At 58.7% G+C, this 26581-nt stretch carries 23 protein-coding genes; 8 read left to right on the top strand and 15 right to left on the bottom strand.

Annotated elements, in window-relative coordinates:
• Window positions 1–3 precede the first annotated feature (3 nt).
• Window positions 4–1362, bottom strand: coding sequence for a quorum sensing histidine kinase QseC (qseC, locus tag ACJ8PE_RS11160; RefSeq protein WP_197759944.1), 1359 nt, complete (start codon window positions 1360–1362; stop codon window positions 4–6).
• A complete protein-coding gene (qseB, locus tag ACJ8PE_RS11155; RefSeq protein WP_033651337.1) occupies window positions 1359–2021 on the bottom strand; it encodes a quorum sensing response regulator transcription factor QseB in 663 nt (220 codons plus the stop codon). Before qseB ends, qseC begins: the two co-directional genes overlap by 4 nt.
• Window positions 2022–2187: 166 nt before the next feature.
• Between qseB and panB the strand changes: the two genes are divergently transcribed.
• The 3 genes from panB to panD all read left to right on the top strand — a co-directional run bounded on the left by panB (window position 2188) and on the right by panD (window position 4386).
• A complete protein-coding gene (gene panB, locus ACJ8PE_RS11150) occupies window positions 2188–2982 on the top strand; it encodes a 3-methyl-2-oxobutanoate hydroxymethyltransferase (RefSeq protein WP_004937548.1) in 795 nt (264 codons plus the stop codon).
• A gap of 23 nt (window positions 2983–3005) precedes the next feature.
• On the top strand, window positions 3006–3860 hold the full coding sequence (panC, locus tag ACJ8PE_RS11145; protein WP_033644699.1) for a pantoate--beta-alanine ligase: 855 nt from the start codon (window positions 3006–3008) through the stop codon (window positions 3858–3860).
• Between the two features lie 145 nt (window positions 3861–4005).
• Window positions 4006–4386, top strand: a complete 381-nt coding sequence (panD, locus tag ACJ8PE_RS11140; RefSeq protein ID WP_004937544.1) for an aspartate 1-decarboxylase — start codon at window positions 4006–4008, stop codon at window positions 4384–4386.
• Window positions 4387–4422: 36 nt separating this feature from the next.
• On the opposite strand, the gene ACJ8PE_RS11135 is transcribed toward panD, so the two are convergent.
• From ACJ8PE_RS11135 to ACJ8PE_RS11125, 3 genes are all read right to left on the bottom strand, one after another.
• Complete coding sequence (locus ACJ8PE_RS11135; RefSeq protein ID WP_033644697.1) at window positions 4423–5700, bottom strand: polysaccharide deacetylase family protein; 1278 nt, start codon at window positions 5698–5700, stop codon at window positions 4423–4425.
• Window positions 5701–5877: 177 nt separating this feature from the next.
• Window positions 5878–6648, bottom strand: a complete 771-nt coding sequence (locus ACJ8PE_RS11130) for an ABC transporter permease (protein WP_033644696.1) — start codon at window positions 6646–6648, stop codon at window positions 5878–5880.
• Window positions 6645–7568 (bottom strand): ABC transporter ATP-binding protein, encoded by a 924-nt coding sequence (locus ACJ8PE_RS11125; RefSeq protein WP_033644695.1) that lies wholly within the window; start codon window positions 7566–7568, stop codon window positions 6645–6647. The genes ACJ8PE_RS11130 and ACJ8PE_RS11125 overlap by 4 nt, the downstream gene beginning before the upstream one ends.
• Window positions 7569–7779: 211 nt before the next feature.
• Between ACJ8PE_RS11125 and can the strand changes: the two genes are divergently transcribed.
• Entirely contained in the window at window positions 7780–8436 is a 657-nt protein-coding gene (gene can / locus ACJ8PE_RS11120) for a carbonate dehydratase (RefSeq protein ID WP_015379031.1), read from the top strand.
• Between the two features lie 41 nt (window positions 8437–8477).
• On the opposite strand, the gene hpt is transcribed toward can, so the two are convergent.
• The 4 genes from hpt to cueO all read right to left on the bottom strand — a co-directional run bounded on the left by hpt (window position 8478) and on the right by cueO (window position 11359).
• Entirely contained in the window at window positions 8478–9014 is a 537-nt protein-coding gene (gene hpt / locus ACJ8PE_RS11115; RefSeq protein WP_048234659.1) for a hypoxanthine phosphoribosyltransferase, read from the bottom strand.
• A gap of 90 nt (window positions 9015–9104) precedes the next feature.
• Window positions 9105–9380: a type II toxin-antitoxin system RelE/ParE family toxin gene (locus ACJ8PE_RS11110; RefSeq protein WP_099784514.1), complete on the bottom strand. Its 276-nt coding sequence runs from the start codon at window positions 9378–9380 to the stop codon at window positions 9105–9107.
• 5 nt (window positions 9381–9385) lie between these two features.
• Window positions 9386–9577 (bottom strand): type II toxin-antitoxin system RelB family antitoxin, encoded by a 192-nt coding sequence (gene relB, locus ACJ8PE_RS11105; protein ID WP_004937521.1) that lies wholly within the window; start codon window positions 9575–9577, stop codon window positions 9386–9388.
• Window positions 9578–9682: 105 nt separating this feature from the next.
• Window positions 9683–11359 carry a multicopper oxidase CueO gene (gene cueO / locus ACJ8PE_RS11100; RefSeq protein WP_197759943.1) on the bottom strand — a complete coding sequence of 559 codons (1677 nt, stop codon included), beginning with the start codon at window positions 11357–11359 and terminating at the stop codon, window positions 9683–9685.
• A gap of 219 nt (window positions 11360–11578) precedes the next feature.
• Between cueO and ACJ8PE_RS11095 the strand changes: the two genes are divergently transcribed.
• The 3 genes from ACJ8PE_RS11095 (at window position 11579) to speD (ending at window position 13735) form a co-directional block, all read left to right on the top strand.
• Window positions 11579–11926: a YacC family pilotin-like protein gene (locus ACJ8PE_RS11095; protein WP_033644927.1), complete on the top strand. Its 348-nt coding sequence runs from the start codon at window positions 11579–11581 to the stop codon at window positions 11924–11926.
• A gap of 123 nt (window positions 11927–12049) precedes the next feature.
• Window positions 12050–12913, top strand: a complete 864-nt coding sequence (speE, locus tag ACJ8PE_RS11090) for a polyamine aminopropyltransferase (protein ID WP_404769043.1) — start codon at window positions 12050–12052, stop codon at window positions 12911–12913.
• A 27-nt stretch (window positions 12914–12940) separates the two neighbouring features.
• Window positions 12941–13735: an adenosylmethionine decarboxylase gene (gene speD, locus ACJ8PE_RS11085; RefSeq protein ID WP_004937510.1), complete on the top strand. Its 795-nt coding sequence runs from the start codon at window positions 12941–12943 to the stop codon at window positions 13733–13735.
• Window positions 13736–13767: 32 nt separating this feature from the next.
• Here the strand turns inward: speD and yacL are convergent, their stop codons facing one another.
• The 6 genes from yacL to pdhR form a co-directional block, all read right to left on the bottom strand.
• Window positions 13768–14130: a protein YacL gene (gene yacL, locus ACJ8PE_RS11080; RefSeq protein ID WP_004937507.1), complete on the bottom strand. Its 363-nt coding sequence runs from the start codon at window positions 14128–14130 to the stop codon at window positions 13768–13770.
• 139 nt (window positions 14131–14269) lie between these two features.
• Entirely contained in the window at window positions 14270–16867 is a 2598-nt protein-coding gene (acnB, locus tag ACJ8PE_RS11075) for a bifunctional aconitate hydratase 2/2-methylisocitrate dehydratase (RefSeq protein ID WP_033644692.1), read from the bottom strand.
• A 514-nt stretch (window positions 16868–17381) separates the two neighbouring features.
• On the bottom strand, window positions 17382–18806 hold the full coding sequence (lpdA, locus tag ACJ8PE_RS11070) for a dihydrolipoyl dehydrogenase (protein WP_004937500.1): 1425 nt from the start codon (window positions 18804–18806) through the stop codon (window positions 17382–17384).
• A 233-nt stretch (window positions 18807–19039) separates the two neighbouring features.
• Window positions 19040–20923 carry a pyruvate dehydrogenase complex dihydrolipoyllysine-residue acetyltransferase gene (gene aceF / locus ACJ8PE_RS11065; protein ID WP_197778166.1) on the bottom strand — a complete coding sequence of 628 codons (1884 nt, stop codon included), beginning with the start codon at window positions 20921–20923 and terminating at the stop codon, window positions 19040–19042.
• A gap of 13 nt (window positions 20924–20936) precedes the next feature.
• Window positions 20937–23600: a pyruvate dehydrogenase (acetyl-transferring), homodimeric type gene (aceE, locus tag ACJ8PE_RS11060; RefSeq protein WP_033632104.1), complete on the bottom strand. Its 2664-nt coding sequence runs from the start codon at window positions 23598–23600 to the stop codon at window positions 20937–20939.
• A 165-nt stretch (window positions 23601–23765) separates the two neighbouring features.
• On the bottom strand, window positions 23766–24530 hold the full coding sequence (gene pdhR, locus ACJ8PE_RS11055; protein ID WP_004937490.1) for a pyruvate dehydrogenase complex transcriptional repressor PdhR: 765 nt from the start codon (window positions 24528–24530) through the stop codon (window positions 23766–23768).
• A gap of 631 nt (window positions 24531–25161) precedes the next feature.
• On the opposite strand from pdhR, the gene ACJ8PE_RS11050 reads away from it, so the two are divergent.
• The gene (locus ACJ8PE_RS11050; RefSeq protein ID WP_004937488.1) at window positions 25162–26538 is read left to right on the top strand and encodes an amino acid permease; all 1377 of its coding nucleotides are present in this window, start codon (window positions 25162–25164) and stop codon (window positions 26536–26538) included.
• Window positions 26539–26581 lie beyond the last annotated feature (43 nt).

Here is a 26581-nt window from a genome sequence, read left to right as displayed (position 1 = left end):
CGCCTACAGCGCCAGCCGCGCGACGAACCCGCCTGTCGGGCGATTGGCGAAACTGACCTGTAAACCATGCAAGCCGGCGATACGCTGCACGATCGATAACCCCAGCCCGCTGCCGGTTTGCTCCTGTCCCGGCGGGCGATAGAAGCGTTCCCCCAACCGCGCCAGATGCTCTGTCGTCACCCCCGGCCCCTCATCCTCTACCGTCAGCGAGCGCTCGCTCAACGTCACGGTGACCGCGCCGCCCTGCGGGGTGTAACGCACCGCGTTGTCCAGCAAGTTGCGCAATAACAGTGACAGCAGCAAGGTCTGCCCCTGACGCACCGGCGGCGTTCCCTGCTGTTCATAACGCAGCGTCACGCCCGCCGCATGAGCCAGCCGATCCTGTTCCGCCAGGGTCATCATCACCAGTTCGTTCCAGTCAATGGGCGCCAGCTCGGCCAGATCCGACAGCGAATCCAGCCGCGACAACGTCAACAGCTGATCCACCAGCCGGGTGGCGCGATCGATGCCGACCGTCAGATTATCCAGCGCGTGCTCGCGCATCGGCGCATCGTCCCCCGCCAACTGCACCACTTCGGTCTGCACCCGCAATGCCGCCAGCGGGCTGCGCAATTCGTGCGCGGCATCGGAGGTGAAGCGTCGCTCCCGTATCAGTAAAGCGTTGATGCGGGCGAACAGAGCATTGAGCGCATCCACCAGCGGGCGCACCTCGGTCGGCACCTGGCGCGCATCCAGCGGCGTGGCGTCATCGGGCGCGCGCCGACGCAAACCGGCGGCCACCGCACGCAGCGGCCGCAGCTCGCGCCCGACCATCAGCGCAATCAGCAGCATCAGCACCGGCAGCGTCGCCAGCCAGGGCACCAATTGGCCGGTCACCATGCCCAGCGCCATATCGCGCCGGTAATCCCACTCCTGCCCCACGACAATGCGATAGCGCCCGTCCGGGCTGGTCAACCATACCAGGCGCCAACTGTCGTCATCGCCTTTGCGTTCGCCGTCGGTAAAACCTTCACGCTCCCCGTCAAACAGGAAGTCGGCACCGTTCTCGCCGTCGTTGAGCAGCATCTTGCCTTGGCGATCGAAGATGGCGAACGCCAGCGCGTCATCATCTTGCTCGCCCCGTTTGCCATGATGCACCAGCTTCTTGGTTTTCGGCAGGCTACGCGCGCTTTCATCGGCCAGCAGATCGCCGAGGTTGGCGGTCGCCAGCCGCTTGGCGAACAGCATCTGCTGGGTGTCGAACACTTCGTTGATGGTATTGCGCGACATCACCCAGGCCACCACGCTGGCAGTGCACCAGGTCAGCAGCGCCAGCAGGCTGAAAATCAGGATCAGACGCAGCCGCAGGCTGAGGCGCTTCACGGAGCATCCCCCAGCGTATAGCCCACGCCATGGATGGTGCGAATGAAGCCGTTGCCCAGCTTGCGCCGCAGGTGGTGAATATGCACCTCCACCGCGTTGCTGCTCACCTCGTCGTCCCAGTTGTACAGCTTCTCCTGGATCAACGGCCGCGCCAACACGCGCCCTTTGTTATGCAGAAATAGCTCCAGCACCGCCAATTCACGCGGCGTCAGCGTCACCGGCTCACCGTTGCAGCTCACGCTGCGGGTGGCGCTGTCGAACACCACGTTGCCGTGCGTCAGTTGCGGCATCAGTTGGCCGTGACGACGGCGGATCAGCGCCTGCAGGCGCGCCGCGACTTCGGCCAGCGCGAACGGTTTGCACAGGTAGTCGTCGGCGCCGCTTTGCAACCCGCTGACCCGCTGCTCCAACGCATCGCGGGCGGTGAGGATCAGCACCGGCACATCCTGCCCGGCCTGGCGCCACTGGCGCAGGAGATCCAGACCATCGAGGCCCGGCAGGCTGAGATCGAGGATCACCGCGTCATACGGCGCGCTGCCCAGCGCATTTTTGCCGACGGCGCCGTCGGTGAACCAGTCCAGATTGAAGCCGAGTTTGGTCAGCCCGGCCTTGATGCCGTCCCCGATCAGTTTGTCATCTTCGATCAGCAGAATTCGCATGAGTATCCCTTTTGAGTCATGACGCCATTGCACCACAAGGTTCTTAAGAACCGCTTAAGCATGGCGATCCGCGCTACCCACCCCGATCGGGTTACAGTAGAATGGCTGCACTTTTTTGCAGCCTGGGCCTGCGTAAGCCGCACGGCCCGTTTCAGGAGACGTTGTGATGAAACCCACCACCGTGACCCATTTGCGCCAGTGGAAACAGGAGCAACGCAAGTTTGCTACCCTTACCGCCTACGATGCCAGCTTTGCCAAGCTGTTTGAAGAGCAAGGCATTAAAGTCCTGTTGGTGGGCGATTCGCTGGGGATGACGCTGCAGGGCCACGACTCCACGCTGCCGGTCACCGTCGCCGACGTCGCCTACCACACGCGCGCCGTGCGCCGCGGCGCGCCGGCCTGCCTGCTGCTGGCCGATCTGCCATTCATGAGTTACGCCACCCCGGAACAGACCTTCGCCAACGCCGCCGAGCTGATGCGCGCCGGCGCCAACATGGTGAAACTGGAAGGCGGCAGCTGGCTGTGCGACACGGTGAAAATGCTCGCCGAACGCGCGGTGCCGGTATGCGGCCACCTGGGGCTGACGCCGCAGTCGGTCAACGTGTTCGGCGGTTATAAGGTGCAAGGTCGCGACGAACTGGCCGCCAAACAGCTGCTGCAGGACGCGCAGAATCTGGAGCTGGCCGGCATTCAGCTGCTGGTGCTGGAGTGCGTGCCGACCGAGCTGGCACGCCAGATCACCGAAGCGCTCTCCATTCCGGTCATCGGCATCGGCGCCGGCAACGGCACCGACGGCCAGATCCTGGTGATGCACGACGCCTTCGGCATCACCGGCGGCCACACGCCGAAATTCGCCAAGAACTTCCTGGCGCAAAGCGGCGATATCCGCACGGCGGTGCAACACTACATTCAGGAAGTGGAGCAAGGCCTCTATCCGGCGGCTGAACACTCTTTTAACTAAGCGATGGTTCCAGGAGTCACCCAATGATTATTATCGAAACCCTGCCGCTGCTGCGTCAGCAGATCCGCCGCTGGCGCCAGGAAGGCAAGCGCATCGCACTGGTGCCGACCATGGGCAACCTGCACGACGGCCATATGACGCTGGTCGATGAAGCGCGCGCCCGCGCCGACGTGGTGGTGGTGAGCGTCTTCGTCAACCCGATGCAGTTCGATCGCCCGGACGATCTGGCGCGCTACCCGCGCACGCTGCAGGAAGACAGCGAGAAGCTGACCCGCCGCGGCGTCGATCTGGTGTTCGCGCCGGCCCCGGCCGCGGTCTATCCGCAGGGGCTGGAGCAGCAAACCTACGTCGACGTGCCGGGCATCTCCACCATTCTGGAAGGCGCAAGCCGGCCGGGCCACTTCCGCGGCGTTTCCACCATCGTCAGCAAGCTGTTCAACCTGGTGCAGCCTGATTTGGCCTGTTTCGGCGAGAAGGACTACCAGCAATTGGCGCTGATCCGCAAAATGGTGGCGGACATGGGTTACGACATCGACATCGTCGGCGTGCCGACCGTGCGCGCCAAAGACGGCCTGGCCCTCAGTTCACGCAACGGTTACCTGACCGCCGAGGAACGCAAGGTTGCGCCGCAGCTGAGCAAAATCATGAACGCGCTGGCGCAGCAGCTGGCCAATGGCGAGCGCCATGTCGAAACGCTGTTGGAACAGACCGCCGAGCAACTGCGCGCCGCCGGCTTTACGCCGGATGAGCTGTTTATTCGCGATGCCGACAGCCTGCAGCCGCTGACGGTGGACAGCCAACGGGCGGTGGTGCTGATGGCCGCCTGGCTGGGCAAAGCGCGGCTTATCGACAACCAGCAGGTTGACCTGACGCTGTAAGTCATTTTTCATACTGTCGTCATCCTGCCGCCCTGACCATAGGTAGACAATAGCAGGACGATCGGTGACGATAGAGATTGCAGGGATGCAGGAGAGATGTTCAACCCCAACGCCTGTGAAGGCCGATATTCAGTTAGGTAAAGCTATGATACGTACTATGCTGCAAGGCAAGCTGCATCGCGTCAAAGTCACTCAGGCTGACTTGCACTATGAAGGATCCTGCGCCATCGATCAGGATTTCCTGGAAGCGGCTGGCATTCTGGAATATGAAGCGATCGATATCTACAACGTGGATAACGGCCAGCGCTTCTCCACCTACGCCATCGCCGCCGAGCGCGGTTCGCGCATCATTTCGGTCAACGGCGCCGCCGCGCGCTGCGCCTGCGTGGGCGACAAACTGATCATCTGCTCCTATGTGCAAATGACCGACGCTGACGCCCGCCAACATCACCCGAAAGTCGCCTATTTCGAGGGTGACAACAACCTGCAGCGCAAGGCGAAAGCCGTGCCGGTTCAGGTCGCCTGACGGTAAAACGGGCGCCTCGCGCGCCCGTTCTTTTCCTTACTGCACCACCGTACCCGGCTTGTTGGCTATCCGATCCGCCATGGTCTGGATCGAGTCGGTGCGCAGAATATACAGCCGCTTCAGCGTATAGGGATTATCCCCCGGCTTCACCTTGCCCTGCACCGTGGTCACCGCCAGATGGAAACCGGCGTCCTGCGCCGCCTGGATAGCCCGCTGGTTATAGCCGCCGAACGGGTAGGACAGATACAGCACGTGCGGGTTGAACTGCGACAGCGCGCGGCGCGAGCGCTCAAAATCGAACTCGATATTGTGCAGCGAACGGCTCAGCAAAATCGGCTGGCGATTGCCGTCGGTGCGATGCAGGAAGTGGGTGTGCGACTGCACGTCGAACACGTCCTGAATCTGCTTGAGCTCCGAGACGCTCATAAACTGCAGCGAGTCCGGGTTCCATTTCTGCGGATGACGCTTGATGCGCGAAGAGATGATGAACGCCGTCGCGCGGAAACCGTAATCCTTCAATACCGGGTAAGCGTAGCGATAAACCGATTTCAGCCCGTCGTCGAAGGTCAGCACGATCGCCTTGCCCGGCAGGTTGATCTGATTCTTCAGGTAGGCTTCCAGCTGATACAGCGAAATGGTGTCGTAGCCCGCCTGCTTGAGGTAGGTCATCTGGTTGCTGAACGCCACGTCTGAGGTGGTGGTCGAAGTATGGCGGAAGCGCTTGTTCTCTTCGTTTTTCAGCAGGTGATGGTAAGTCAGCACCGGTATGCCGTTATCGATCTCGCAGTCCAGCTCATTGACGAACCCCAGCCGATCGCCGATGTTGACCTCGTACCAGGTATTGTTCAGCCGATCCTTCAGCTTGCCGATGATCGGATAACGCAGATTGCCTTCCAGCGTGCCGAAGACCTCGCTGTCCTTGTCCGCCGCGGTGTATACGTCGATCGCCTTTTGGGTGATCAGATTCTGGTTGGTCAGCGGCTTGTTCAGCTCGCCCAGATCGTCTTGCACCTTGCGCGACTTCTTCAGCTCGCGCACGTCGTCTTTATCGATAAAACCGGTGCCGTGCCCGAATTTGAATTCGTAGTATTCCGCATCCGCCGGGAACACCTGGATCAGTTGCCCGCGCTTCACTTCCCCTACCGGGATCACATGCTCGCCCACCAGCGAATAGACTTCGCTGTCGCGCTGCGCTTCCATGTATTCAGATTTAACCGCGCCGTCTTCCGACAGCAGATTCGCCAGGCTCACAGGGGAAACCAACGACATCAGAATGCCGAGTAACCCAGTCGCCAACTTGTATTGAGGCCGCATGATGATGTTCTGCTTACGAGTGCGTAATGACAAAAATGAAGGAAATGTGGAGCGCCAGCATAGCACGATTTGAACAGCGGGGAACTAGCGGTTATTTGAGCGATTCTATTGATTTACGCGCCGCCTGCGCCAAATCGGGAAAAGCGCCCCCGCCGGGAAAACGAGGGCGCATCAGGATCAGCTGCGCAGGCCGCGGCCGCGTTCGATCAGGTACCAGGACAGCAGGTAGAACACCGTGATAAACGCCACCAGCACCGCCATGGTGAACGCCAGCGGCACGTCGTTGATGCCGAGGAAACCGTAGCGGAAACCGCTGATCATATAGACGATCGGGTTCAGCTTCGACACCGCCTGCCAGAACGGCGGCAGCAGCGACAGCGAGTAGAACACCCCGCCCAGGTAGGTGAGCGGCGTCAACACGAAGGTCGGGATCAGGCTGATGTCGTCGAAAGTGGTGGCGAACACCGCGTTGATGAGCCCCGCCAGCGAGAACAGGATCGCCGTCAGCAACAGCGTCAGCGCAATCACCCACCAGGCGTGCACCTGCAGCGGCACGAAGAACAGCGAGATGATGGTCACCAGCACGCCGACGCAGATACCGCGCGCCACGCCGCCGCCGACATAGCCGGCGATCACCACGTGGGTCGGCACCGGCGCCACCAGCAGTTCCTCAATGTTGCGCTGGAATTTGGCGCTGAAGAACGACGACGCGACGTTGGCGTAGGAGTTGGTGATCACCGCCATCATGATAAGGCCGGGCACGATGAACTGCATGTAGCTGAAGCCGTGCATATCGCCGATGCGCGAACCAATCAGGTTGCCGAAGATGATGAAGTACAGCGTCATGGTGATCACCGGTGGCACCAGGGTCTGGATCCAGATGCGCGCGAAGCGGTTCACCTCTTTGGCCCAGATGCTCTGTAAGGCCACCCAATACAAACGCGTCATGCTTTCTCTCCATTGCCGTTAACCAGGGTGACAAACAGCTCTTCCAGGCGGTTCGCCTTGTTGCGCATGCTCAGCACCTGCACGCCCTGCGCGCTCAGCTGGGCGAACAGGCCGTTTAGCCCCTGTTCACGCATCACCTCCACTTCCAGCGTCGAGGTATCCGTCAGGCGGCTGCGGTAACCGTCCAGCTTCGGCAGCGGGCTTTTCGCCGCCAGATCGAGGATAAAGGTTTCCGACTTGAGCTTGGCCAGCAGCCCCTTCATCGAGGTGTTTTCCACCAGCTCCCCGTTCTGGATGATGCCGATGTTGCGGCACAGCATCTCCGCCTCTTCCAAATAGTGGGTGGTGAGGATGATAGTGGTGCCCTGGGCGTTCAGCTCTTTCAGGAAGCCCCACATCGAGCGGCGCAGCTCGATATCCACCCCGGCGGTCGGTTCATCGAGGATCAACAGCTTTGGTTGGTGCATCAACGCGCGGGCGATCATCAGACGGCGCTTCATGCCGCCGGACAGCATGCGAGCACGCTCGTTGCGCTTGCCCCACAGGTCCAGCTGATTGAGGTACTTTTCGGCGCGCGCCATCGCTTCACGCCGCGTGACGCCATAGTAACCCGCCTGGTTCACCACGATCTGCAATACGGTTTCAAACGGGTTGAAGTTGAACTCCTGCGGCACCAGGCCAAGCTGGCGTTTGGCGTTGACGATGTCTTTATCGATGTCGTAACCGAACACCCGCACGCTGCCGGCGGTTTTGTTCACCAGCGAGCTGATGATGCCGATGGTGGTGGACTTTCCGGCGCCGTTTGGCCCCAGCAGGGCATAAAAATCCCCCGCCTCGACGCTCAGGTCGATGCCGCGCAGCGCCTTGACGCCACCGGCGTAAGTCTTGGTCAGCTGCGCTAATTCCAGTGCATAATTCATATGTAAAATAGTACCTTATAACGATGAGTATGCCGCCGCGCCCCCTGTTTGCGAGGCTTGAAACAATAACAATAATCCTAGCATCGACGGCGTTTTCACTGCGTCGAATCCGTGCGGTAAATGAGGTTGCACCACTGTTCCGATTTCCAAATTGTGACGCTTACCCTATATTACCCCAACGCAATCTGTTCGTTACGGGTCAATCACCTCCATGAAAGAAATCGAAGAGCTTATCGCCAACAACCAGGCCTGGTCGGCCAATATCAGTCAGGAAGACCCGGATTTTTTTGAACGTTTAGCCCAGGCGCAAAAGCCCCGCTTCTTATGGATTGGTTGCTCTGACAGCCGCGTTCCCGCAGAACGCCTGACCGGCCTCGAGCCGGGTGAACTGTTCGTCCATCGCAACGTGGCGAACCTCGTTATCCACACCGATCTTAACTGCCTGTCGGTGGTGCAGTATGCGGTAGATGTGCTGGAGGTCGAACACATCATCATCTGCGGCCACCTGGGCTGCGGCGGCGTGCAGGCCGCGGTGGAAAACCCGGAGCTGGGGCTGATCGACAACTGGCTGCTGCACATTCGCGATCTGTGGTACAAGCACAGTTCGCTGCTGGGCGAGCTGCCGCCGGAACAGCGTTTCGACATGCTGTGCGAGATCAACGTCATTGAGCAGGTATACAACCTGGGCCACTCCACCATCATGCAATCGGCCTGGAAACGCGGCCAGAAGGTGATGATCCACGGCTGGGTGTACGGCATTCAGGACGGCCGTCTGCGCGATATGGAAGTGCTGGCGACCAGCCGCGAGAGCCTGGAGATGGGCTACCGCAAAGCGATAGCCAAACTGAAGCAGGATAAAGGCGTATAATCCCGCCGCGGGCGCGGCAGGCAGGCCGCGCCCCACATCAATTACTCGTCCAGCAGCACCACTTTGCCGACGTACGGCAGGTGACGGTAGCGCTGGGCGTAGTCGATGCCATACCCCACCACGAACTCATCCGGGATCGAGAAGCCGACATATTCGACCGGCACCTGCACTTCACGGCGCTCAGGCTTGTCCAGCAAGGTGCAAATCGCCAGCGATTTCGGCCCACGCAGCGCCAAAATCTCGCGCACTTTGTTCAGCGTGTTGCCGGAATCGATGATGTCTTCCACGATCAGCACGTCTTTGCCGCGAATGTCTTCGTCCAGATCCTTGAGGATCTTCACGTCGCGAGTGGTGGACATGCCGCTGCCATAGCTGGAAGCCGTCATGAAGTCGACTTCATGCGGCACGTCAATCGCGCGGCACAGATCGGCCATGAACATGAAGGAGCCGCGCAGCAGCCCGACCAGCACCATGTCACTGCCGCTGTCGCGGTAATGTTCGGTGATCTGGCGGCCAAGTTCGGCGATACGGGTCTTAACTTCCTGCTCGGAAATCATTACGTCTACAGTGTGTTTCATAGTATTCAGGTCAGTTGCCGGAAGAAAGGCGCAGAGTTTAGCATAGGCCGTTACGAGTTGCCTCTCTCCCGGACAGGGGAGTTTTCTTTATTAAGGGTATTCCTGACGAGCGTGCAGGACACCCACTATTTCAATGTGTGCAGCCAGCACGCGGTAAACCACAATGTAATTAGGATGAACGACCATTTCACGGGTCCCGTTCACCCTGCCTGGCCGGAACAGATAAGGATGTTCCGCTAACGGGATAACCGACTCTTCAATGCGTTGCAACAGAGCCTCAGCGGCAAGTGGGTTTCGCTCCGCGATAAAGGCAAGCAGCGTGTATAAACCCGTTTTTGCTTCGTCAGTCCATTTGACGATTAACATGAGGGTCAGGCCGATTTTCTTTTGGCTTTCGCCTGTTCGATAATGTGACGAGCACCGGCCATAACCTCGTCATGGGGGACGCGGGGTGTGTCGCTATTGATGGAAGATTCCACGGTGCTTCTGAACCAACGATCGTAACTATCAGCCTGCTCTTGAGTCTCAAACTCAGAAACGATGGGATCCAATTTTGTCGGCATGACGCACTCCTCAACAGCTGATATTTTAATCAGTATAACGGCTTCCTTTCATTGAACCAAGCGGTGGCGACGCGAGCGCACCGCCACCTGAGCGATAGGCCGCGATCAATCGGCGACGGTAAAGCCCATCATCATGCCGGTATCTTCGTGTTCCAACAGGTGGCAGTGGGCCATATACGCATGTTCGCTGCTTGCCGGATGATCGAAACGCACCAGCACTTCGCTGCGCCACCCTTCGACACGCACCGTGTCCTTCCAGCCGCTGCGATGCGCCGCCGGCGGTTTGCCGTTTTCCGACAGGATACGGAACTGGGTGCCGTGAATGTGGAACGGGTGCAGCATCATGTCGCCCTCGCCGGAAATGGTCCATTTTTCATACTGGCCCCGTTTGGCGGCGAACATCGGCTTGGTCATATCGAAGGCCTTGCCGTTGATCATGTTGCCGTGGCTGAAGTCGAACGGTTTGGCGTTGCCCTGCGCGCCGCCATGATCCATCCCGGCCATCTTGCCATGATCCATGCCTTTCATGCTGCTCATGTCGCCGTGGTCCATGCCCTGCATGCCGCCCTTCTCCATGCCCTTCATGTTACCGTGGTCCATGCCTTTCATGTTTCCAGCGCCCGTCGCGCCATGATTCATGCTCATGCCTGCCATCGCCTGATGACCATAACGATCCATCAGCGCCTGCATGCCGAGCATATCCAGCTGCGGATCCATCATCAGCTGCAGCCAACGCTCCTGGATGCCGGTGGTGGCAGGCAATGTCGGCAGCTTCACCAGGCTGTCCGGCATGGTTTTGATGCCCTGCGCCAACGACGGCTGAATGCGCAACACCGGCAGCGGCCGATCGAACGGCGCCAGCGTCATGCCCATCTGTTTCACCGGCAACGTCACGATGTCGAACGCTTTCCCGTCGGAGGCATCGACCAGCACTTCAAAGCGCTCGCCCATCAGCATCGGCAGCTCAGTCAGCTTCACCGGCTCCGTCAGGAAACCGCCGTCGCTGGCGATGACGTACAGCGGGCGGTTGTCACTGGCCGCCAGATTCAGCGAGCGGGCGTTGCAACCGTTGAGGAAACGCAAACGCAGCCAACCGCGCGGCGCCAGATGTTGCGGGTACTGCGCGCCGTTGGTAAACATGCGATCGCCAAACCAACCCACCGCCGCGCTCATCACGTCCAGGTGATATTCGATCTGGGCATCTTTGCCCAGCCGCTTATCCTGCAGGATCACCGGAATGTCATCCTGCCCCCAGGTTTTCGGCAGCGGCAGTTTGGCGCTTTCATCGTCTTCCAGCAGCACCAGCCCCGCCAGCCCCATCATCACCTGGCTGCCGGTTTTACCGTGGGTATGCGGGTGGAACCAGCAGGTGGCCGCCGGTTGATCGACGGTGAAATTCACCGTGCGCGTTGCGCCGGGATGGATCAACGCCTGCGGGCCGCCATCGACGTCGCCGGGGATTTCCAGGCCGTGCCAGTGGACGGTACTGGCTTCCGCCAGGCTGTTTTTGATATCGACCGTCACCGGCTGACCCCGCTGCAGCTTCACCGCCGGCCCGAGCAGCGCGCCGTTGAATCCCCAGGTTTTGGTGGCGGCGCCTGGCAACCAGCGGGTTTCCCCCGCCTGCAGCGCCAGCGCAATCTTTCCCTGCGCGTCGGGCGTTAACAACGAGGGCACCGGCAGGGCCGGCCGCTCGGCCGCTAAGGCGGCCCGGCTCCATAACGGCAATGCGCTCGCGGCGCCCAATGCAGCGGTCAATTTAATAAAATCACGGCGTAACATCGCTGACTCCCTTTTCTCAGTGACATAACTCAACGCAGCCAGCCTAAACCTTCCCCCAGGCGGAAGGTCAAGCCTTTCCTGGCGGTATTTTAAGCTATGCCTCACAATCAAGAGCGCGCCGTGGGTGAGCGCTATGGCAGCGCCCGTCAGCAATAAAATTTGGTGCCTTTACAGACAAGTGTGGTAACGTCTGCAGACGACAAACAGGCCTATTTCATGATGAAAAAAACAACGTTAACGATGCTGCTGCTGGCGATGCTGGGCTTCTCCAACGCCAGTCTGGCGCTGAATGAATCCGAGGCGGAAGATCTGGCCGATCTGACGGCGGTATTTATTTATTTGAAAAATGATTGCGGCTACAACGATTTGCCAAATGCGCAAATCAAGCGCGCCATCGTCTATTTCGCGCAACAAAACCGCTGGGATTTGAGCAACTACAACAGCTTTAACATGAAGGCGCTGGGCGAAGACAGCTATCGCGATCTGAGCGGCATCGCCATTCCAACGCCTAAAAAGTGCAAATCGCTGGCGCGCGACTCCCTGAGCCTGCTGGCCTACGCCAATTAATCTTCCCCCTCGCCCGTCCGCCCTCCGCTCTCTCTGTCTGAAATTCAACCGTGCATCGCCAGGCAGAGTTAGCTATGATGTTGCGCCGATTTTTCATGGCTGTTATTACGGAGTTTCCCGCACATGACCCAGAAAGAAATTTGGTACGAAACGCTGCATACGGGCTTCGGCCAGTACTTTTCGGTAGAGAAGGTGCTGTACCGCGAGAAGACCGATCATCAGGATCTGGTGATCTTCGAGAACCCGGTGCTGGGGCGCGTGATGGCGCTCGACGGCGTGGTGCAAACCACCGAGCGTGACGAGTTCATCTATCACGAAATGCTGACCCACGTGCCGCTGTTGGCGCACGGCCAAGCGAAGAAAGTGCTGATCATCGGCGGCGGCGACGGCGGCATGCTGCGCGAAGTCAGCCGGCATCCTGGCGTTGAGCAGATCACCATGGTCGAAATCGACGCCGGCGTCGTAGAGTTCTGCCGCCAGTACCTGCCCAACCACAGCGCCGGCGCCTATGACGATCCGCGCTTCAAGCTGGTGATCGACGACGGCGTCAACTTCGTGAATCAAACCGACAAAACCTTCGATGTGATCATCTCCGACTGCACCGATCCGATCGGCCCCGGCGAAAGCCTGTTCACCTCGGCGTTTTATGAAGGCTGCGCCCGCTGCCTGAATGAGGGCGGCATTTTCGTTGCGCAGAACGGCGTCTGCTTCCTGCAACAGGACGAGGCGGTCAACAGCCACGCTAAACTGAGCCGCTACTTTACCGACGTCAGCTTCTATCAGGCGGCGATCCCGACCTATTACGGCGGCATCATGACCTTCGCCTGGGCGAGCCAGAACCCGGCGCTGCGCCAGCGCGATCTGCCAACTCTGCAACAGCGCTTTAACCAAAGCGGCCTACACTGCCGTTATTACAACCCGGCAATTCACGTCGGCAGCTTTGCCCTGCCGCAATATTTGCTCAATGCCCTGAACGTAACACGTTAAGCGAGAAGATAAAGGAGGTGGCCCAAATTGCATAAGCTAAAACTGCACGGCTTCAACAACCTGACCAAGAGCCTGAGTTTTTGTATTTACGATATTTGTTACGCCAAAACCGCGGACGATCGCGACGGCTATATCGCCTACATAGACGAACAATATAACGCCAACCGGCTGACCGAGATCCTGAGCGAAACCTGCTCGATCATCGGCGCCAATATTCTGAACATCGCGCGTCAGGACTACGAGCCGCAGGGCGCCAGCGTCACCATCCTGGTCAGCGAAGAGCCTATCGATCCGAAAGACGTCGATACGTCGGAACACCCCGGTCCGCTGCCGAATACGGTCGTCGCGCACCTGGACAAGAGCCATATCTGCGTGCACACCTACCCGGAAAGCCATCCGGAAGGCGGGCTGTGCACCTTCCGCGCCGATATCGAGGTCTCGACCTGCGGTGTCATTTCGCCCCTCAAGGCGCTGAACTACTTAATTCACCAGCTGGAATCCGACATCGTCACCATGGACTATCGCGTGCGCGGTTTTACCCGCGACGTGAACGGCGTGAAACATTACATCGATCATGAGATCAATTCGATCCAGAACTTTATGTCGGAAGACATCAAGGCGCTGTACCACATGATGGACGTGAACGTTTACCAGGAAAATATCTTCCATACCAAGATGTTGCTGAAGGATTTCGATCTGAAGCACTACCTGTTTAACGCGGAGCCGGAGGCGTTGAGCGCAGCCGAACGCAAGCAGATCACCGATCTGTTATGGAAAGAGATGCAGGAAATCTATTACGGCCGCAATATTCCGCATCTGTGATGGAAAGGGCGCGGCGCGCCGCGCCCTGATGCTTAGTACTTCAGCATGAAAGAACGATAGGCCTTCAACACCAGCAGGAAATCCTCAACGCCGCAGAATGAGAGGCTTTCTTCGTCGTAATAGTTCATCCCCTCTTCCATTTCATCGCCCTCGAACTCCAGCTGATTGGCGCGGATCATCACTTCTTCACCATCCATCAGCAGCGTATATTCATGGCCTTCCAGCTGCCATTGGCGCTCACTGCCTTTGACCTCGGCCGCGCCGGCTTCAATGCGGTCCAGCAGGTTGAAATCGCCTTTGACTTCTTCGTTGATCCAGTGGCCAATCGCTTCATGCCCCATCGAAAATCTGACGATCACCTGACCGGTGACGTCACGCAGAAATTCGTAATCCATAGCATGCCCTCCTGAGCCCTTTTTCTTAGTGTAAACATAAATGGCGGACTAACTCAGTGAGCGCTCGCAAAGTTGGCAACTGAGCAAAATAAAACGGGAGGCCAAGGCCTCCCGTTAAACAGTTGCGCAATATAGCGGCTTACACGGCGGTTTGGAAGATCACGCCGTCGGCTTTTTCGGTGTACTGGCCCAGCTGGTCAAAGTTCAGGTAGCGGTAGGTATCCGCCGCCGTCTTATCGACCTGCGCCATATAGGTCTGGTACTCGTCCGGCGTCGGCAGGCGGCCCAGCAGGGACGCTACCGCGGCCAGTTCGGCAGACGCCAGATAGACGTTGGCGCCGGTGCCCAGACGGTTCGGGAAGTTACGGGTTGAGGTGGAAACCACCGTCGCGCCGTCCGCCACGCGCGCCTGGTTACCCATGCACAGCGAGCAGCCCGGGATCTCGATACGCGCGCCGCTCTTGCCGAAGACGCTGTAGTAGCCTTCTTCAGTCAGCTGAGCCGCATCCATCTTGGTTGGCGGCGCCACCCACAGACGGGTCGGCAGCTGGCCCTTGTGCTGATCCAGCAGCTTGCCCGCCGCGCGGAAGTGGCCGATGTTGGTCATGCAAGAACCGATGAACACTTCATCGATTTTGCTGTTGGCCACGTCAGACAGCAGGCGCGCATCGTCAGGATCGTTCGGCGCACACAGGATCGGCTCTTTGATCTCGTTCAGATCGATGTCGATCACCGCTGCGTATTCCGCATCCGCATCGCCTTCCAGCAGTTGCGGATCCGCCAGCCATTTTTCCATGCCCTGAATACGGCGCTCCAGCGTACGGCGATCGCCGTAGCCTTCGGAGATCATCCACTTCAGCAGCACGATGTTGGAGTTCAGGTACTCTTCAATCGGCGCCTTGTCCAGCTTGATGGTACAACCGGCGGCGGAACGTTCGGCGGACGCATCGGTCAGCTCAAACGCCTGCTCGACCTTCAGATCCGGCAGGCCTTCGATCTCCAGAATGCGGCCGGAGAAGATATTTTTCTTGCCCTTCTTCTCGACGGTCAGCAGCCCCTGCTGGATCGCGTAGTAAGGGATGGCGTGCACCAGATCGCGCAGGGTGATGCCCGGCTGCATTTTGCCTTTGAAGCGCACCAGCACCGACTCAGGCATATCCAGCGGCATCACGCCGGTCGCGGCGGCAAACGCCACCAGGCCGGAACCGGCCGGGAAGGAGATGCCGATCGGGAAGCGGGTGTGGGAATCGCCGCCGGTGCCGACGGTGTCAGGCAGCAGCATGCGGTTCAGCCAGGAGTGGATCACGCCGTCGCCCGGGCGCAGCGAGACGCCGCCGCGGTTCATGATGAAGTCAGGCAGCGTGTGGTGCGTGGTCACGTCGACCGGTTTCGGGTACGCGGCAGTGTGGCAGAACGACTGCATGACCAGATCGGCGGAGAAGCCGAGGCAGGCCAGGTCTTTCAGCTCATCGCGGGTCATCGGGCCGGTGGTGTCCTGAGAGCCGACGGAGGTCATCTTCGGCTCACAGTATTCGCCAGGGCGAATGCCGGCGACGCCGCAGGCGCGGCCGACCATTTTCTGCGCCAGCGAGAAGCCTTTGTTGCTGGCTGCTACCGGTTTGGCGATGCGGAACACGTCGCTGTGCGGCAGACCCAGCGCTTCGCGCGCCTTGGTGGTCAGGCCGCGGCCGATGATCAGCGGGATACGGCCGCCGGCGCGCACTTCATCCAGCAGCACGTCGGTTTTCAGTTCGAAGTTGGCGATCAGCGCGCCGGTTTCGTGGTTGCGCACTTCACCTTTGTACGGGTAAACGTCGATCACATCGCCCATGTTCAGCTCGGACACGTCCACTTCGATCGGCAAGGCGCCGGCATCTTCCATGGTGTTGAAGAAGATAGGCGCAATCTTGCCGCCCAGCACCACGCCACCGCCGCGCTTGTTCGGCACGTGCGGGATGTCGTCGCCCATGAACCACAGCACCGAGTTGGTGGCGGATTTACGGGAAGAACCGGTGCCGACCACGTCGCCGACGTAGGCCAGCGGGAAGCCTTTCTTGTTCAGCAGCTCGATCTGTTTGATCGGGCCGACGCTGCCCGGCTGATCCGGCACGATGCCTTCACGTTCGTTTTTCAGCATCGCCAGCGCGTGCAGCGGGATATCCGGGCGCGACCAGGCGTCCGGCGCCGGAGACAGGTCATCGGTGTTGGTTTCGCCGGTCACTTTGAACACGGTGACGGTGATCTTTTCCGCCAGCTCCGGGCGCGACAGGTACCATTCGGCATCGGCCCAGGACTGCATGATCTGCTTGGCGTGCGCGTTGCCGGCTTTCGCCTTCTCTTCCACATCGTAGAAGTTGTCGAACATCAGCAGCGTGTGGGACAGCGCTTTAGCGGCGATCGGCGCCAGCTTTTCGTTGTCCAGGGCTTCGATCAGCGGATGAATGTTATAGCCGCCCTGCATGGTGCCTAACAGTTCAATGGCTTTCTCGGGGGTAACCAGGGGGGATGTCGCTTCACCTTTGGCGATGGCCGCCAGGAAACCTGCTTTGACGTAGGCGGCTTCGTCGACGCCCGGTGGAACACGGTTAATCAGCAGGTCTAACAGGAATTCTTCTTCGCCTTTTGGCGGATTCTTCAGTAGTTCGACCAGCGCGGCCATTTGGGTGGCGTCTAGCGGCTTAGGGGCGATGCCCTCAGCAGCACGCTCGGCTACGTGCTTACGGTATTCTTCTAGCACGACGTTCTCCTCGCTCTCATTGTCATTTATTGTGCCTGGCGTATATGCAAACCGGGTTTATACCCTTGGGGTTTCACTCTGTGGCTAGGCGATCGGCCCGTAAAGGCCCCGAAACGGTGATTGGGGCAAACAAGCACGGTCAAACAGCGCTACAGCATGAAAGACTGATGGGTAGAGCGCACGGCGATATTGATGCCATCTATCCTGACGGGGCACTGCTGTCGATGTCCTGGACTGTAAGGTACAGTGCCCGGTTCCGCTCAGCCAGCATATCAGGATTTGAAACGGTTGTTAATTCGTTCACATAAAAGCAACATTAAATCTTTGCTGAATCGTTGAGCGCAGCGTAATCGGCTGCCGGACAAACAGGGCATTATATCCACATAATTTAAACGGATATAAGCATGAGGATCGGAATTTGGCGCAGCGGCCACAAAAAACCGTTTTGTGCATCTGGGCAAAAAAAAACGGCCCCTTCTCAGGAGCCGCTTGTTAACCGGTCAAGCCAGCAGAATTACTTCTTCTTGGCTTTCGGGTTAGGCAGGTCGGTGATGCTGCCTTCGTAGATTTCCGCCGCCAGGCCCACGGATTCGTGCAGGGTCGGGTGAGCGTGGATGGTCAGCGCGATGTCTTCCGCGTCGCAGCCCATCTCGATGGCCAGACCGATTTCACCCAGCAGTTCGCCGCCGTTGGTGCCGACAATCGCGCCACCGATGATGCGGTGAGTTTCTTTGTCGAAGATCAGTTTGGTCATGCCGTCTGCACAGTCGGAAGCGATCGCACGGCCGGAAGCCGCCCACGGGAAGGTGGAGGTTTCGTAGCTGATGCCTTTCTCTTTCGCTTCTTTCTCGGTCAGACCCACCCACGCCACTTCCGGCTCGGTGTAAGCGATGGATGGGATCACTTTCGGATCGAAGTAGTGCTTCATGCCAGCGATAACTTCTGCGGCAACGTGGCCTTCGTGCACGCCTTTGTGCGCCAGCATCGGCTGCCCGACGATGTCGCCGATGGCGAAGATGTGCGGCACGTTGGTGCGCAGCTGTTTGTCGACGTTGATGAAGCCACGCTCGTCAACTTCCACACCGGCTTTGCCGGCATCCAGCAGTTTGCCGTTCGGCACGCGGCCGATCGCCACCAGCACCGCGTCGTAACGCTGTGGTTCTGCCGGCGCTTTTTTACCTTCCATCGTGACGTAGATACCGTCTTCTTTGGCTTCTACCGCGGTCACTTTGGTTTCCAGCATCAGGTTGAACTGCTTGCTGATACGTTTGGTGAAGACTTTCACCACGTCTTTATCTGCCGCCGGGATAACCTGATCGAACATTTCAACGACGTCGATCTGTGAACCCAGCGCATGGTATACGGTGCCCATTTCCAGGCCGATGATGCCGCCGCCCATAACCAGCAGACGCTCTGGGACGGTTTTCAGCTCCAGCGCATCGGTGGAATCCCACACGCGTGGATCTTCATGAGGAATGAATGGCAGTTGGATCGGACGAGAACCTGCAGCGATGATGGCGTTGTCGAAGTTGATGGTGGTTGGGCCGTTTTCGCCTTCCACAACCAGGGTGTTAGCGCCGGTGAACTTGCCCAGGCCGTTGACCACTTTCACTTTACGGCCTTTCGCCATGCCAGCCAGACCGCCGGTCAGCTGAGTGATGACTTTTTCTTTCCAGACGCGCACTTTGTCGATGTCGGTTTTCGGCTCGCCGAAAACGATGCCGTGTTCGGCCAACGCTTTGGCTTCTTCGATCACTTTGGCAACGTGCAGCAGTGCTTTGGAAGGGATACATCCCACGTTCAGGCAAACCCCGCCCAGAGTGGAATAACGTTCAACCAGAACGGTTTCAAGACCTAAGTCAGCGCAACGAAAGGCTGCAGAGTAACCTGCCGGGCCCGCCCCAAGTACCACGACCTGAGTTTTAATTTCAGTACTCATCATGACCTCTTAATTGATTGTCCGGCGGGTCAGACGTCATTTTTATTGCTAATCGATCTCATAACGCCCTTCATCCACCGGGACGCTTACACCGCGAGCAGTTTACAGAATTGTTAATAATCTGCAAAGCGTGTTCGAGTGACCCGTGTCTCAACAATTTTGTCGAGTTATGCAAAATCCGACAAAACTGCTACAGAATCGTCAGGGGCGCAGCATGCTGCGCCCCTTTTGCATTACATCACCAGACGGCGAATGTCGGACAACATGTTGTTGATGATGGTGATGAAGCGCGCACCATCGGCACCGTCGATAACGCGGTGGTCGAAGGACAGCGACATCGGCATCATCAGGCGCGGCATGAACTCTTTACCGTTCCAGACCGGCTCCATCGCAGACTTGGAGACGCCCAGGATAGCCACTTCCGGCGCGTTGACGATCGGCGCGAAGTGGGTCGTCCCGATGCCGCCCAGGCTGGAGATGGTGAAGCAGCCGCCCTGCATCTCGCCCGCGGTCAGCTTGCCGTCGCGCGCTTTCTTGGAGATGGCCATCAGTTCGCGAGACAGCTCGGTGATGCTCTTCTTGTTCACGTCCTTGAACACCGGAACCACCAGGCCGTTCGGGGTATCTACCGCCACGCCGATGTTGATGTATTTCTTCAGCGTCAGCTTCTGGCCATCTTCGGACAGCGAGCTGTTGAAGCGCGGCATCTGCTCCAGAGCGGCAGCGACGGCTTTCATGATGAACACGACAGGCGTGAACTTCACGTCCAGCTTGCGCTTGGCCGCTTCTTCGTTCTGCTGCTTGCGGAACGCTTCCAGATCGGTGATGTCGGTTTTGTCGAAGTGAGTCACGTGCGGGATCATCACCCAGTTGCGGCTCAGGTTCGCACCAGAGATCTTCTGGATGCGGCCCATTTCGACTTCTTCGATCTCGCCGAACTTGCTGAAGTCCACTTTCGGCCACGGCAGCATGCCTGGCAGACCGCCGCCGGCAGCAGCCGGGGCCGCTTCAGCGCGTTTCACCGCGTCTTTCACGTAAGCCTGAACGTCTTCGCGCAGGATGCGGCCTTTACGACCGGTGCCTTTCACTTTCGCCAGGTTAACGCCGAATTCACGCGCCAGACGACGAATGACCGGAGTCGCGTGCACGTAGGCCGCGTTCTCGGCGAACTCGCCTTTGTCTTCAGCTTTCGCAGCCGGAGCGGCGGCTTTAGCGGCGGCCGGCGCCGGCGCAGCGTCCGCTTTAGCGGCTGGAGCGGCGGCAGCGGCAGGCGCAGCGCCTTCCACTTCGAACACCATGATCAGGGAGCCGGTTTTCACTTTGTCGCCGGTCGCGATCTTGATCTCTTTCACGGTGCCCGCGAACGGCGCTGGCACTTCCATGGAGGCCTTGTCGCCTTCCACGGTGATCAGAGACTGCTCGGCGGCAACCTTGTCGCCCACCTTGACCATCACCTCGGTCACTTCGACTTCGTCACCGCCGATATCCGGCACGGCGACGTCTTTAGCCGCCGAGGCCGCAGGCGCTGCGGCGGCAGCCGGTGCTTGCGCCGCAGCCGGGGCCGCAGCGGAAGCGGCGCCGGCCACTTCGAACACCATGATCAGGGAACCGGTTTTCACTTTGTCGCCGGTCGCGATCTTGATCTCTTTCACGGTGCCCGCGAACGGCGCAGGGACTTCCATGGAAGCCTTGTCGCCTTCCACAGTGATCAGGGACTGCTCGGCTTCCACCTTATCGCCCACTTTCACCAGGATCTCGGTCACTTCGACTTCGTCGGCGCCGATATCCGGCACGGCAACGTCTTTGGCCGCAGCGGCAGCCGGGGCAGCTGCTGCTGCCGCCGGTTTTTCTTCCGCTTTCGCCGCCGGTGCAGCTTCCGCTGCGCCTGCCGCTTCGAAGATCATGATCAGTTTGCCGGTTTCGGTTTTATCGCCGACCGCCACTTTGATCTCTTTCACCACGCCCGCCTGCGGGGAGGGCACTTCCATGGAAGCCTTGTCGCCTTCCACGGTGATCAGCGATTGTTCCGCTTCAACTTTATCGCCGACCTTCACCAGAATCTCGGTGATTTCGACTTCATCTGCACCGATGTCCGGTACGTTGATTTCGATAGACATTATTCAGTACCTCTTAGGCCAGACGCGGGTTAACTTTTTCCGGGTTGATGTCGAATTTCTTGATTGCATCAGCAACCACAGAAGCTTCGATCTCACCGCGTTTAGCCAGTTCACCCAGAGCAGCAACCACCACGTAGGACGCATCGACTTCGAAGTGGTGACGCAGGTTTTCGCGGCTGTCCGAACGACCGAAGCCGTCGGTGCCCAGTACGCGATAATCGCTGGCCGGCACATAAGTACGAACCTGTTCGGCGAACAGTTTCATGTAGTCGGTAGAGGCTACCGCCGGCGCGTCGTTCATCACCTGAGCGATATAAGGCACGCGTGGCGCTTCGGTTGGGTGCAGCATGTTCCAACGCTCGCAATCCTGGCCGTCGCGCGCCAGTTCGGTGAACGAGGTCACGCTGTAGGTGTCGGAACCCACGCCGTAGTCCTTCGCCAGGATCTGCGCAGCTTCGCGCACGTGGCGCAGGATGGCGCCGGAGCCCAGCAGCTGCACCTTGCCTTTGCTGCCTTCCAGCGTTTCCAGCTTGTAGATACCCTTGCGGATACCTTCTTCCGCACCCTGCGGCATCGCAGGCATGTGGTAGTTTTCGTTCAGCGTGGTCAGGTAGTAGTACACGTTTTCCGGGTTGTCGCCATACATGCGCACCAGACCGTCGTGCATGATGACCGCCACTTCGTACGCGTAAGCCGGATCGTAAGAGATGCAGTTAGGGATGGTCAGAGACTGGATGTGGCTGTGGCCATCTTCGTGCTGCAGACCTTCGCCGTTCAGGGTAGTACGGCCCGAGGTCCCGCCGATCAGGAAGCCGCGCGCCTGTTGGTCGCCCGCTGCCCAGCACAGGTCGCCGATACGTTGGAAACCGAACATCGAGTAGTAGATGTAGAACGGAATCATCGGCAGATCGTTGGTGCTGTAGGAGGTCGCTGCGGCAAGCCAGGAAGAGGCTGCGCCCAGTTCGTTGATGCCTTCCTGCAGGATTTGGCCTTTCTCGTCTTCTTTGTAGTAAGCAACCTGCTCACGGTCCTGCGGGGTGTACTGCTGGCCGTTCGGGCTGTAGATACCAATCTGACGGAACAGACCTTCCATACCGAAGGTACGCGCTTCGTCGGCGATGATTGGCACCAGGCGATCTTTGATCGACTTGTTCTTCAGCATCACGTTCAGGGCACGCACGAAGGCGATAGTGGTGGAGATCTCTTTGTTCTGCTCTTCCAGCAGCGAACTGAAATCTTCCAGCGCCGGCATTTCCAGCTTCTGGGTGAACTCCGGCAGACGGGTAGGCACGTAGCCTTTCAGCGCCTGGCGACGTTCGTGCAGGTATTTGTACTCTTCGGAATCTTTCTCGAAGGTGATGTACGGCAGTTTTTCGATGTCAGCATCGGCAACCGGCACGTTGAAACGATCGCGGAAGTGGTGAACCCCTTCCATGTTCATTTTCTTCACCTGGTGAGCGATGTTTTTACCTTCCGCGGTTTCACCCATGCCGTAACCTTTGATGGTGTGGGCCAGGATAACGGTCGGTTTGCCTTTGGTGTCTTGCGCTTTTTTCAGTGCAGCGAAGATTTTCTTCGGATCGTGACCACCACGGTTCAGCGCCCAGATTTCGTCGTCGGTCATGTCTTTGACCAGCGCCGCGGTTTCCGGGTAACGGCCGAAGAAGTGCTCGCGCACGTAAGCGCCGTCTTTGGATTTGAAGGTCTGGTAGTCGCCGTCCAGGGTCTCGTTCATCAGCTGAACCAGTTTACCGCTGGTGTCTTTGCGCAGCAGCTCGTCCCAACGGCCGCCCCAGATCACTTTCAGCACCTGCCAGCCTGCGCCGGAGAAGATGCCTTCCAGTTCGTTGATGATCTTGCCGTTACCGGTGACCGGGCCGTCCAGGCGCTGCAGGTTGCAGTTGATGACGAACACCAGGTTGTCCAGCTTCTCGCGGGTGGCGATGGTGATGGCGCCTTTGGATTCCGGCTCATCCATCTCGCCGTCGCCCAGGAAGGCGTAAACGGTCTGCTCAGAGGTGTCTTTCAGGCCGCGGTGTTCCAGGTATTTCAGGAACTTCGCCTGATAGATGGCGCTGATTGGGCCCAGGCCCATGGATACGGTCGGGAACTGCCAGAATTCCGGCATCAGCTTAGGATGCGGGTAAGAGGACAGGCCGTTGCCGTGCACTTCCTGACGGAAGTTGTTCATCTGTTCTTCGGTCAGGCGGCCTTCAAGGAAGGCGCGCGCGTAAACGCCCGGAGAGATGTGGCCCTGGAAGTAGACCAGGTCGCCGCCGTCTTTCTCGTTGCGTGCGCGGAAGAAGTGGTTAAAGCAGACTTCATAGAAGGTCGCGGAAGACTGGAAGGAAGCCATGTGGCCGCCCAGCTCCAGGTCTTTCTTGGATGCGCGCAGAACGGTCATGATCGCGTTCCAACGGATCGCAGAGCGAATGCGGCGTTCCAGATCCAGGTTGCCTGGGTAAGCCGGTTCGTCTTCTACCGCGATGGTGTTGACGTAGTTGTGCGCTGCAGCACCGGCCGCAACGTTAACGCCGCCTTTGCGGGCTTCTCCCAATACCTGATCAATCAGAAACTGAGCTCGCTCAACACCCTCTTCACGGATGACCGATTCGATCGCCTGCAGCCAGTCGCGGGTTTCGATCGGATCCACGTCATTGTTTAAACGTTCTGACATGGTGGTATTCCTTATCTGTCTAATGGTTTGTTTGGAGCCTGTCTTCCTGTGCTCTGTGAAAAAACACACGAAGACAGGCCCATCAGTTTAGTTGCCGCTTAAGTACTTAACTAAGTACCTCGAACTTAACCCCCGCAGGCTGGTGTACCCTGAAGAGGACAGCTCTTAATCCTTGCGTTGCTGGAGACGCCGCAGCGATCTCTCGCGCCGAGTATGCTCCCGGCTGAGATCCAGCAAGATTTCCTCGATAAACGCCAAGTGGCGATGCGAGGCTTCACGGGCCTTTTCCGGCTCGCGTGCCACAATCGCCTCAAAAATTCCGGCGCGGTGGCTGCTCACTTTTGCCAACATCTCACGGCGCGAGTAGAGCAATTCAAAGTTCTGACGCACGTTCTGTTCCAGCATCGGCCCCATGCAGCGTAGCAGGTGAAGTAACACAACGTTGTGAGCGGCTTCAGTCACGGCGATTTGATACTGCATGACCGCATCGGCTTCGGCGTCGAGATCGCCGCTGTCTTGAGCCTGTTGAATCACGATGTGGCAATCGCGGATGCGCGCCAGATCTTCATCGGTGCCGCGCAGCGCCGCGTAATAGGCGGCAATGCCTTCCAGCGCGTGACGGGTTTCCAGCAGATCGAACTGTGATTCGGGATGGTCGGCCAGCAGCTCGGCCAGCGGATCGCTGAAGCTCTGCCACAGATTAGTTTGCACGAAGGTGCCGCCGCCCTGACGGCGCAGGAGCAGCCCTTTCGCTTCAAGGCGCTGAATGGCCTCTCTCAGAGAAGGACGGGAGACATCAAATTGTTTCGCCAGCTCGCGCTCCGGAGGCAGTTTTTCGCCTGGGCGCAGTGTCCCCTCGAGGATCAGGTATTCGAGCTGTTGCTCGATAACATCTGACAACTTGGGTTGGCGGATTTTGCTGTAGGCCATGAGTGAATTCTTCTCTGCGAATGGCGCGGAGTCAATTGGTAATACCAATTTCAAAAACGTGACGGTAAAGTAACAAAGTATTCACCTCCTGTCCATACGGGCCTTGATCGAAATCAGGTTAGCCGCACATTTTAACACCCCGCTGAAAACCCCGCTGCAAACCGGTAACGCCGTGATGGTATTACCATTTACGCGGCGGGTTGGGGATTTAACTTTTACCAAACCTTACGCAAGGCAGAGTGCAAACTTTTTGCCCGAGTTTTATTGCATGGTTATTACGCTTTAATGAATGGCTATTTGGCGAGCAGCGCAACGGCGGTTCGTTCATTATTTGAACGCAGCCCACCGTTCAGATCTACGTTATTTTTGCGCATTATGTGATTTGTTGCTTATTTCATGCACTGAATCCCCCCTGCCGTCACACAACCCGCATTTTGTTTCCTAAACTGCTGCAATCTTAATCACTCACACGACAAAGCAGGTGCAAACCGACGCGCATAACATTATTCTCTGCCAAACGGTAGCGGCGCCGTGGAATTAATAGCTATAACGCCGTAAATAAAACAAAACACACATCGTAACCACTGCTTTACAGGCAGATGGGCATTCACAACGACAGAGGGTTAGATTGATGGATGGTCAACAGCATGGTGACCAGCTGAAGCGCGGCCTGAAAAACCGCCATATTCAGCTCATCGCCTTAGGTGGCGCAATCGGCACCGGGTTATTTCTCGGTATCGCTCAAACAATAAAAATGGCCGGCCCGTCAGTGCTTCTCGGCTACGCCATCGGCGGCTTCATCGCGTTTCTGATCATGCGCCAGCTGGGGGAAATGGTGGTGGAAGAGCCGGTCGCCGGTTCCTTCAGCCACTTCGCCTACAAATACTGGGGCAACTTCGCCGGCTTCGCCTCCGGCTGGAACTATTGGGTGCTGTATGTCCTGGTGGCGATGGCGGAGCTGACGGCGGTCGGCATCTACGTACAGTACTGGTGGCCGGAGATCCCCACCTGGGTTTCCGCCGCGGTATTCTTCCTGGCGATCAACGCCATCAACCTGGCCAACGTGAAAGTTTACGGCGAGATGGAGTTCTGGTTCGCCATCATCAAAGTGGTGGCGATTATCGGCATGATCGTGTTCGGTGCCTACCTGCTGTTCAGCGGCATGGGCGGCCCGGAAGCCACCGTCACCAACCTGTGGGCGCAGGGCGGGTTCTTCCCGAACGGCGTCATGGGCCTGGTGATGGCGATGGCGGTGATCATGTTCTCCTTCGGCGGCCTCGAGCTGGTCGGCATCACCGCCGCCGAAGCCGACAACCCGCAAAAAAGCATTCCGAAAGCCACCAATCAGGTGATCTACCGCATCCTGATCTTCTATATCGGCTCGCTGGCCATTCTGCTGTCGCTGTACCCGTGGGGCAAAGTGGTTGAAGGCGGCAGCCCGTTCGTGCTGATCTTCCACGCGCTGAACAGCAACCTGGTGGCGACCGTGCTGAACATCGTGGTGCTCACCGCCGCGCTGTCGGTCTACAACAGCTGCGTCTACTGCAACAGCCGCATGCTGTACGGCTTGGCGCAGCAGGGCAACGGCCCGAAAAGCCTGCTGAAGGTCGACGGCCGCGGCGTGCCGGTGGTGGCCATCGGCATTTCCGCCCTCGCCACTGCGCTGTGCGTGCTGATTAACTACCTGATCCCGGGCCGCGCCTTCGAACTGCTGATGGCGTTGGTGGTATCGGCGCTGGTGATCAACTGGGCGATGATCAGCCTGGCGCACCTGAAATTCCGCGCCGCCAAAAACCGCGAAGGCGTGGTGCCGAAGTTCAAAGCGTTCTGGTACCCGTTCAGCAACTACCTGTGCCTGCTGTTCATGGCCGGCATCCTGGTGATCATGTACCTGACGCCGGGCATTCAAATCTCGGTGCTGCTGATCCCGGTCTGGGTGGCGATCCTGGCCGTCGGTTACGCCATCAAACAGCGCAGCCAACGTGTCGACGGCGTCACCAGCCGTTGAATCCCGTGACCGCGCAATAAAATGGCCCGCAGATGCGGGCCAT

The sequence above is a fragment of the Serratia sp. CY74737 genome, assembly GCF_052166775.1.
GTDB classification, from domain to species: Bacteria; Pseudomonadota; Gammaproteobacteria; order Enterobacterales; family Enterobacteriaceae; genus Serratia; species Serratia ureilytica.
This window is presented reverse-complemented; position numbering and strand designations above follow the sequence as displayed.

Coding starts and splice junctions, on each gene's coding strand:
- qseB (WP_033651337.1), bottom strand. CDS start 2,021: ATGCGAATTCTGCTGATCGAAGATGACAAACTGATCGGGGACGGCATC.
- panB (WP_004937548.1), top strand. CDS start 2,188: ATGAAACCCACCACCGTGACCCATTTGCGCCAGTGGAAACAGGAGCAA.
- panC (WP_033644699.1), top strand. CDS start 3,006: ATGATTATTATCGAAACCCTGCCGCTGCTGCGTCAGCAGATCCGCCGC.
- panD (WP_004937544.1), top strand. CDS start 4,006: ATGATACGTACTATGCTGCAAGGCAAGCTGCATCGCGTCAAAGTCACT.
- ACJ8PE_RS11135 (WP_033644697.1), bottom strand. CDS start 5,700: ATGCGGCCTCAATACAAGTTGGCGACTGGGTTACTCGGCATTCTGATG.
- ACJ8PE_RS11130 (WP_033644696.1), bottom strand. CDS start 6,648: ATGACGCGTTTGTATTGGGTGGCCTTACAGAGCATCTGGGCCAAAGAG.
- ACJ8PE_RS11125 (WP_033644695.1), bottom strand. CDS start 7,568: ATGAATTATGCACTGGAATTAGCGCAGCTGACCAAGACTTACGCCGGT.
- can (WP_015379031.1), top strand. CDS start 7,780: ATGAAAGAAATCGAAGAGCTTATCGCCAACAACCAGGCCTGGTCGGCC.
- hpt (WP_048234659.1), bottom strand. CDS start 9,014: ATGAAACACACTGTAGACGTAATGATTTCCGAGCAGGAAGTTAAGACC.
- ACJ8PE_RS11110 (WP_099784514.1), bottom strand. CDS start 9,380: ATGTTAATCGTCAAATGGACTGACGAAGCAAAAACGGGTTTATACACG.
- relB (WP_004937521.1), bottom strand. CDS start 9,577: ATGCCGACAAAATTGGATCCCATCGTTTCTGAGTTTGAGACTCAAGAG.
- cueO (WP_197759943.1), bottom strand. CDS start 11,359: ATGTTACGCCGTGATTTTATTAAATTGACCGCTGCATTGGGCGCCGCG.
- ACJ8PE_RS11095 (WP_033644927.1), top strand. CDS start 11,579: ATGAAAAAAACAACGTTAACGATGCTGCTGCTGGCGATGCTGGGCTTC.
- speE (WP_404769043.1), top strand. CDS start 12,050: ATGACCCAGAAAGAAATTTGGTACGAAACGCTGCATACGGGCTTCGGC.
- yacL (WP_004937507.1), bottom strand. CDS start 14,130: ATGGATTACGAATTTCTGCGTGACGTCACCGGTCAGGTGATCGTCAGA.
- lpdA (WP_004937500.1), bottom strand. CDS start 18,806: ATGAGTACTGAAATTAAAACTCAGGTCGTGGTACTTGGGGCGGGCCCG.
- aceF (WP_197778166.1), bottom strand. CDS start 20,923: ATGTCTATCGAAATCAACGTACCGGACATCGGTGCAGATGAAGTCGAA.
- aceE (WP_033632104.1), bottom strand. CDS start 23,600: ATGTCAGAACGTTTAAACAATGACGTGGATCCGATCGAAACCCGCGAC.
- pdhR (WP_004937490.1), bottom strand. CDS start 24,530: ATGGCCTACAGCAAAATCCGCCAACCCAAGTTGTCAGATGTTATCGAG.
- ACJ8PE_RS11050 (WP_004937488.1), top strand. CDS start 25,162: ATGGATGGTCAACAGCATGGTGACCAGCTGAAGCGCGGCCTGAAAAAC.